We start from the raw sequence: 8,243 nt of genomic DNA on the forward strand, positions 1-8,243 counted from the left end.
TCTTCCCAGTTCAGCACCATCCGACCGGGGATCAACGCGCCGACTTTTTCAGGTCGAAGTAGCTAACATCCGTCCACGCCGGCTCGCCCCAGCCTCACCCCGGCGTACAGGGGCGATTCGCAGGCGTACCGAGTCCATACCGTAACCGCACCGGGACCGGTCAATTCCACTGCGTTACAGGCGATTTGAACCGTCCCAACGTACCGTTTCTCCTGGTCGCGATCACGCTGGTCGCGGACTCATAATCCGTTGGTCGCTTCTTCAACTCCGGCGGGCGGCGTATCGGGCTTCCTCAACGAGGCCGGCGGCGCCGTATCGGGCTTCGCGAATCAGTTCGCCCAAGAGTCCGGCCTGTTCAACAGCGGCGGCCAAGGGATTTCGGGCCTGCAGAACATTGGCGCCATGGAGTCGGGCTCGGCGAACCTGGGCAACTTCATGCCGGGCTTCTACAACGCAACCGTGCTCAACCCTCGCGACGCAGGCCTTCGTCTCGGGTATCGCGAACGTCGGCTCGCAGATCTCCGGCGTGCTGAACGGAGTCCCGCTGCCGTAACGGTCGATTCGACTGTGGTGAAGAATGCGCGGCCGGCCGGTACTCTTAGCCAATCCTGTTCAGGAGGGTGCCGTGAGCCCTGGCGACAGCGTTGCGACGATCGATGAACTGCTGGACCGCGCGGTGCGCGCGATCAACAAGGGCGACCGTGCGACTGCCACTGCGTTGGCCGGGCAGGTTCTCGCGGTCGACCGCGGCAACCCCGAAGCCGAGGACCTCCTCGCCGCGCCGGCTCACCACGGTGAGATTCGCCGACTGACCATCCTGTTCGCTGACGCGGTCGACTCGACGGCGCTGTCCACCCGTTTGGACCCGGAGCCCTACCACACCCTGATCGGCCGCTACCGCGACGAGGTGCGCCGGGTCATCGATCGCTACGAGGGCCACATCGGCTCGATCAAGGGCGACGGCTTGTTGGCGGTTTTCGGCCACCCCACGGCACACGAGAACGACGTGCGACGTGCCGTCGCAGCGGGGCTGGATATCTGCCGCGCCGTTGCCCAGCTCAGTGAGCGGGCCCAGCGCAAGTTCGGCGTGGCTATCAACGTTCGGGTCGGCATCCACCGCGGCCTGGTCTATCTCGACACCGATCAGGACGACGTGTACGGGTTTGCCGCCAATCTGGCCGCCCGGCTTTGCAGTGTGGCCGAACCGGGGACGGTCGCGGTATCAGACGCGGTCGCCCCGTTGGTCCGTGACGCGTTCGAACTCAACACCGGTGCGTCCGTAGCGGTCAAGGGCGTCGATGCCCTGATCAACCCTCACCGCGTGCTCGGCGAGCAACCCGAAGCGTCGCCGCCGGACTCGCCGCCGCTGATCGGGCGCGATTGTGAGCGCGATTGGCTGCGGCAGAGCTGGCAGCTCGCACGCGACGGTGCGCTGAGCGCTCCGGGCGTCGTCTTTCGCGGTGAGCCGGGAATCGGCAAGACCCGGCTCGCCGCCGAAGCTGTCAACATCGTCGACGGTTCCGGCGGAGCGGTCGTCACGCTCAGGGGTTCGCCGCTGCATACCGGCACCGGCCTGCATCCCGTGCGCCGACTACTGGAGCGTCGATGCGGCATTACCCGGCTCACCGATACTGCGGAGCGCTTGCGCCTGCTGGAGGCCGAATTGGGCTCGTGCGTGATGGATCCCGTGAGCGCGGTCCCGCTGTTGGCGCCGGTCCTAGGTATCGGTCCCGAGCATGGCTATCGCCCCGCGGCTGTGGAGGGCCGCACCCTGTACGAGTTGATCGGCGCAACGGTGCACCGCTATGTGCTCGCGTGTTTGAACGATCGGCCCGGCCTCGTCGTTGCTGAAGATGTGCACTGGTTTGACCCGTCGACCGCGGAATTGCTCAACTCGCTGTTTTCGGCCGCGGACGGGCGACTGCTGGTCGTGGCAACCGGACGGGATGGCGATTGGCTGCAAAAAGGTTGGCAAACTAAAGTTTTCGATCTTGCACCGCTCACCGACGAGCAGTCCGACGCACTAATCGAGGCATTGGACCCGAGCGTGTCGGGTGCCCGGCGGGCCGCGGTACGCGAGCGGTGCGACGGTCTGCCCTTCTACATCGAGCATGTGGTGGCCGGCTTGGCGGCGGCCGGTCGCCAACCAGAGGTGCCCGAGGCGCTGTACGAACCGCTCTTCGCCCGGCTGCACGCCCGCAGCGATGTGGTGCCGGTGCTGGAGGCGGCGGCCGTGATCGGGCGTGCCGGTGATCTGCCGTTGCTTCGCTCGGTGGTCGGACCCCACGGCAAAGACGTCGACGAGGTCGTCACCGCCCTGGTGCTCGCGCATGTGCTCGAACGGCGGGGGACCGACGGCTGGCGATTCCGCCACGAGTTGCTCCGCGAGGTCGCAGCCGAGCTGGCCCCGCCGTCGCTGCGCCGCGACCTGCACCTCCGCGCCGCCAACGCGCTGGTGGGCGTCGCAACAACCGCCGAACCGGATTGGCGCGTGGTGGCAAGCCATTTCGAACAGGCACAGCATTACGACCAAGCCGTCGCCGCCTACCAAAAGGCCTCCGTCGACGCCCGGCGCCGTGGCGCCGCACAAGAAGCGCTGGATTGCCTCACGAACGCACTCGACCAGCTCACCGGCTGTCACGCAGGACCCGCGCGGGACTGCAGCGAGATCGCGATCCGGCTGGAACGCGGATTTCTCACCGGCGCGCTCGAAGGGGGCACCAGCGGCGAGGCACCCGCCGATTTCGAACGGTGCCTGGCGCTGGCGAGCGACGGCGGCTACCAAGACGAGTTGTTCACCACGCTCACCGCGCTGATCGGCTACTACGTTCCCCGAGCCGAACTGCGTCGCGCCCGTGACCTGCTCGACTCACTGTCCGCCCGGATCACGAGCGACCGACCGTGGAGTCGTCCCGTAATATCCTCGACTCTGGGTTCGATCGCTTGGCTTGAAGGTGATTTCACCGCCGCACGCGGACATCTCTTGCGAGCGCTTTCCAATCGTTCAGCCGCCGATCCGGCAATACTCGACGCCCCTTCCTGGGTGACAGTCGATCCCATCGCAGCGGCACACCAGTACCTGGCGTTGACGTACACCGTTTGCGGAGACCTCGATCGCGCCAATGCGGAACTCGCCGAGTCGGTGCGGCGCTCCGATGGCCTGAGCTTTCCCCACGACGCCTGCAACAGGGCACAGACCTATTTCGTCGAGATCTGGGTCTGCGTGGAAGCCGGCCAGATCGAGCAGGCGGCCGGCCTGGTTGCCCGCCTTCGTCAGCTGAGCCAGGAGTCGGGGCTCGACCTTTGGCAATGGGTCGGCAGGACCGAACACAACACCGTCAAGGCGCTGGCCGCCCTGGAGGCCGGCGCCGACGCGGCGACGCTGCTGGCTGCGGCCGACAAGATAGCGCTGCACGTGGACAGCTCACGACTGATGCACCTGAACATTTACCTCACCTTCAAAGACGCGATCATCGGTCGTCTGCTGATCGCCGCGGGCCAGCTGGAGAAGGCGCGCGAGCGATTGGACATGGCATTGCGCCACGCGAAAGACACGTCAATGCGCTTCCACGACGCCGAACTGATGCGCGTGCGCGCCCACACGTTCTCCGGTCCGCGGGAACGCCGCGCCGCCCTGTCCGCCGCGATCGATTTCGCGCGGCAGCAGGGCGCGGCCCTGTTCGAATTGCGCTGTCTGCTGGACTCTTTCGACCTGCCCGGTGAGGGCGATCGGTCCGAGCTGGTAGATGCCGTCCGCCGCTTCCCGGCTGACGCCGCCTGGCCGGAATTCGCACGGGCGCAAGAGATCCTCTCCTGAGCCGCCGCGCCGACGGCTCAGAGGTAACGCTCGTCCAGCTTGTCCGGGGTCTTCGATAGGTCCTCGAACGCTCGGATGTTGTCGGCGACGTTGCGGCTCTCATGCCGTCCGATCGCGTGAGTCAACGCGGGCAACAGTCCGAACTGGGTGGGCGGCTGCAGGTACCGCGAGCCCGTCGCCGCGGTCAACGCCAACTTGTGCACTTGGCAGCGCTCCGCTTTCTCCGGATGCCGGGCCATGTACTCGGCGAATGACCAAGCCTCTTTGCGCAACCTCGTCAGCATCCGGTCGAAAACGCCGAGCTCGTCCGGTATCAGCCGACGGGTCCAGCGCATCTCCGGCGACAGGCGCTGCATCACGGCGACCATGCCGGGCATCTGGGAGCAGAGCAGCGCGTTGACGCGGTTGAAATCGTTCTCGAGCGTTTCTAGCGAGTCGGCCGCAATCTCCCAGCAGGCCATCCCCAAGTCGAAACTGATGTGTGCGTTGAACGCGCTCATCAGGTGCTGCAGGATGATCGCCTTGCGCTCCTGGTCGCCGGTGAACGCGACCTCCCAGGGAAGTGTCAGACCACCCTGATACTCGCTCGGGTAGGAGTACGCGTTCAACGCATTGAAGTAGCGCTGAGCGAAGGCGACATCGAGCCGCGCGACACGCGTCCCGTCCTTGAACTGCCCCGCGTCGATGGCTTGACGGATGGTCAGGGTGACGCGCCTGTACACGACGGCGAAGTAGCCGAGGTGGCTCTGCTCGTCGATGGCCCAGTCGACAATCTGGTCGACGTTGCGCAGAACATCATCGACGTTCTTGGCCTCCGCAAGTCGCGGCAGCTGGAGCGGGTGAGCAGGCAGCACAGTAGACATGTCAGAGGAACCTCCGTTTCGATCGATCCGGTGTTACGCCGGCAGTTCCCAGTCGCGGGAGAGGTGTTGGGGTATGCCGAAGGGCGCCCGCTCACCACCCCGTTCGAACGCGAAGATCCCGTGCACCAGCTCGCGCCCCAACGGACGGGCCATGGTCGACATCAGTTGGTGGTGGGCCAGGTCCCGTTCGGCCTCGCCGACGACATGCTCGATGCCCCAATCCGCGATGCGCCCGAGCGGGCCAAGGCCGTCGGCGGGATCCGGTTTCGGCACAAGCAGCAGATCGGCGGTGCCGTCGCCGATCAGGTGACGAATCAAGGGAGGAATCGTGTCATCGAACCGGCGCAGGGGCGTCATCTCGTCCAGCAGGTTCAGCAGAGCGACGGTGAGCTCCTGGCCTTCCGGCGAGGCCTGGAATTGCCTGCGCCGGATCGCGTCGACCAGCGCCTTGGCATCGTCGACGTCGCGAACCATCAATTCGTCGCACACGCCGAGCAAGTGCCCGATGACGTTCCACAGATGCAGGTAGGCGTCGACGTCCTCGGCCGGCAGGCCGACACCGAGGCGACGCATCGGCTCGGCGACGATGTACGAGAAGGTAAGCATCGTCCCGGCCAGGTCCTCCTGGTTGATCGGTGTGCCCCACTCGGGATCCCATATTTCGGGTGTCTTCTCGCTGCGCGCCTTGATCAGGTGGCGCACGGCGGCGTGCATCAGCCGGACTTTCTGGATAACGCGCCGCCCTTTGCCTCTGTCCGCGAGGCCACCGACGGCGACCACGTCGATCAGGAACTGACCGGTCTCCAGCACCCGCCTGCGCTTGTCGGTGACGAGGCGCGTGGTCAGGTGTAGCACCTGCACGCCCTTCGCCGCCGCGTAGGCCGCCGGAAGCGAAGCGCAGAACAGGCAGAGGATGATGAGAAAGCCCCAGTCCTCGAATAGCTGCTCCGCGCGTTTGATTTTGCCCGCGTCGGCCCAATCGGGTAGGGGCAGCGAGTCCGCCAGATAGGCCTGAATCTCGTCGGGCAACTGCGCCGGCACCAACTGATCGACGCGGACCAGCGTCTGCATCAACTCGTTGACCGCATCGGCGCCGCCGCGCTCAAGCACCGCCGCGACCGGCGCGTCAGCCACCGGATCCCCCAGCCCTCGCATGCCATCCAGCAGCTCGTCTGTCCACCTGGAATTCGCGCTTGCGCCCGACATGAGCTCAGCCTGTCAGATTTGGCGCTCTTTACCAGGGGCTAGACGCAGATCGAGTAGCCACATGCGCAATACAAGTACTGGGCTACTCCATGCCTTCCCATCGTCGACAGCGGTCAGCCGCGCCCACGGGCCGGCCTGCGCGGCTGCCACACCACCACCGCGGTGTTCTTGGGCACCACCGCCACGTCGCGGCGCTGGCCGGCGGGCAGCGCGGCCAACTCCTCGGTCAGCTCCTTCACGCGCGACTGAAGCGCCTCGACCTGGTTCGTCAGCTCGATGATGCGTTTTTGATGACGGCCAAATTGACGCACTAGTCCTGGGAGTGCCGCTGCACCTCGCGCAGCAGGTCGACGTCGTGCTCCGAATAACGCCGTTCCCCACCGGAAGTGCGCGTCGGGCTGACCAGCCCGAGGCGGTCGTAGGTGCGTAGGGTCTGCGCATGCATGCCGCCGAGGGGTCACATCCCGCGGGCGCGCAGCGCGGTTGAATGCCAGGACCGATTGGGTGCACGCGCCGGCGAGTCGAGAACAGGAGCCCGCCGGCCTGAACATGGTCGGCGCAAAGTTGAGCAGCCCTCGCCCAACGGCCGATCACCACGGGGACGTAGTCGTGGCGTCGCAGCCGACCACCGGCATCGACGTAGAAGGTCTGGCGGGGCGAATGTGTATCGATGTCGGGCGGGAAGCTCGAGGTGCCGCCATGTCTCTCCGCCCTCCGGCCACGCTTCTCCCTCGGTAACCTCGACCCCTTCAGGAGTCAGCAGGCGTGGGAACGTGAGGTAGTTCCACATCGCGTAGCCGGCGAAGTAGACGGCGTCCAGCGGGTCCCAACGAATGTTCCGGCGCAGGCCCGAGCGGCCGAAGAACGCGGCCCGCGCGCTCGCGCGTGGAGTGATGACTTCGCCGTCGTGACTTTCGATCCGCGCCGACCCACGCTCGAAGACCCCGCGCAGCCCATCCCGCGGATACGGGTCGAAGACCGTCCGAGCCTGCCGGACGTGCACCAGCCGCCGCGGCACGGCACGCAGCGTGGCGGTCGAAGAATCTGTCGCGCTCGGTCAGGTAGAACAGCCGCCCAGGCGCGGTGGCGACGATCGGCGATGGATTGTCGGTGTCGCAGGCCGAAAAGGTAGGAGCGAAAACCACGTGCCCAGAGCGTCTTAGAGCCTGCTCAGCTTGCTAATCGTTTGAATTTCACTGTCCCGGTAGGGCTTTCCATCGGGTTGAGCCAGGTCGTGAAACCAGGGCTCCGGAACGGTCGTGTACGGATGATCCCATGAGTCCCATGGCAGGTAGGTCTGGGTCTTCCCGGCCACCAAACCCCAATTGATTGCACCTATGTTGTAGCGCTTCGCAATTGGCAAGACTCCGTCAACGGTGCTGCCTTGCGTACGAGCCAGGTACTCGGTGCAGAGGATCGGCCGCCCCAGTGGGGAAAGTTCAGCAATCCGAGCCTCAAATGCCGCTGGTTCGTCATAGCAGTGGAATGTGACCACGTCGGAGTTGTCAAGTTGAATGTTAGCGATTGTGCCGCGGCGCTGAGGATCTCCCCACGCGCCGTCCCACACACCACTCGTTAATGGCTGAGATGGATCAACGGAACGTGCCCACCCGAATGCCAAGGAGAGCAGGTCCGCGACCCGCTCCTGCTTGTCTTTCCGCTCGACCTTGCTATATGCACGCGCTGGATTGTCGGGCTCATTCCACAGGTCCCAACCCAAAACGCGATCATCAGTGCGGAATTGGTCCAACACTCCCGTGACATAGTTGCGCAGAGTGCGGCGGTAGTCGAGGTCATCGAGGTGTTCAGCGCCTGGGCTTTGCACCCAACCGGAGTTGTGGACCCCAGGCCTCGGCGCGCGCTGCCGACCCGGTTTGGGGAACGGATCCCAGCAGGAGTCAAAGAAGACAAAGAGTGGTTTAATGCGGTGGCCCGCCGCGATGGTGACGAACTGCGCGAGACGCATTTGGAAGCCCCGGGAATCCTGCGCCCAGAGCTGATCGTGCAGGAAAACCCGCACCGTGTTAAGCCCGTGCGATCGCGCCCAGCCGAGCTCGGTATCGATGCGCCGCGGGTCGAAGGTGTCGGCCTGAAACATCTCGAGCTGGTTGATGGCGTTCGAGGTGATGTAGTTGGCGCCGACGGGCCAGGCTTGCGCCTGATACCAACGGTTGGCACGGTCAGGCGACCACCGGCTTTGCTGTGCGGCGGCGCGGGGCACCTGAGTCAGCGTAGGGCCTGCCGCCAGCAGCAGGGGTAGCCGCAGCACCGTTCGACGCCTCACGAAGTGACCATAATTCCCCGAGTGACGTGGTCGGCCGTGTTTATCGATTCGCACAGTTTGGGGTGCCAATTGC

Annotated in this window: 5 protein-coding genes and 2 pseudogenes; 2 read left to right on the top strand and 5 right to left on the bottom strand. The window is 65.4% G+C overall.

The window, feature by feature from the left end:
- The first annotated feature begins 249 nt into the window (after nt 1-249).
- Both VML93_RS28700 and VML93_RS28705 read left to right on the top strand, forming a co-directional pair.
- Nucleotides 250-660 carry a hypothetical protein gene (locus tag VML93_RS28700; RefSeq protein WP_325615645.1) on the top strand — a complete coding sequence of 137 codons (411 nt, stop codon included), beginning with the start codon at nt 250-252 and terminating at the stop codon, nt 658-660.
- Nucleotides 626-3,817 (top strand): ATP-binding protein, encoded by a 3,192-nt coding sequence (locus VML93_RS28705; RefSeq protein WP_325615646.1) that lies wholly within the window; start codon nt 626-628, stop codon nt 3,815-3,817. Before VML93_RS28700 ends, VML93_RS28705 begins: the two co-directional genes overlap by 35 nt.
- Before the next feature lie 17 nt (nt 3,818-3,834).
- Here VML93_RS28705 and VML93_RS28710 read toward each other — a convergent pair whose 3' ends face one another.
- The 5 genes and pseudogenes from VML93_RS28710 to VML93_RS28730 form a co-directional block, all read right to left on the bottom strand.
- A complete protein-coding gene (locus VML93_RS28710; RefSeq protein ID WP_325615648.1) occupies nt 3,835-4,680 on the bottom strand; it encodes a DUF5995 family protein in 846 nt (281 codons plus the stop codon).
- A gap of 33 nt (nt 4,681-4,713) precedes the next feature.
- Nucleotides 4,714-5,886 carry an oxygenase MpaB family protein gene (locus VML93_RS28715; RefSeq protein WP_325615650.1) on the bottom strand — a complete coding sequence of 391 codons (1,173 nt, stop codon included), beginning with the start codon at nt 5,884-5,886 and terminating at the stop codon, nt 4,714-4,716.
- A 113-nt stretch (nt 5,887-5,999) separates the two neighbouring features.
- Nucleotides 6,000-6,331 (bottom strand): annotated as a pseudogene (locus tag VML93_RS28720) (heat shock protein transcriptional repressor HspR).
- A 44-nt stretch (nt 6,332-6,375) separates the two neighbouring features.
- A pseudogene (locus VML93_RS28725) lies at nt 6,376-6,898 on the bottom strand (hypothetical protein); the annotation flags it as partial.
- Nucleotides 6,899-7,045: 147 nt separating this feature from the next.
- Complete coding sequence (locus tag VML93_RS28730; protein WP_325615652.1) at nt 7,046-8,170, bottom strand: 1,4-beta-xylanase; 1,125 nt, start codon at nt 8,168-8,170, stop codon at nt 7,046-7,048.
- Between the last annotated feature and the right edge of the window lie 73 nt (nt 8,171-8,243).

It is taken from the genome of Mycobacterium sp. (genome assembly GCF_035499775.1).
In the GTDB taxonomy this organism is placed as follows: Bacteria; Actinomycetota; Actinomycetes; order Mycobacteriales; family Mycobacteriaceae; genus Mycobacterium.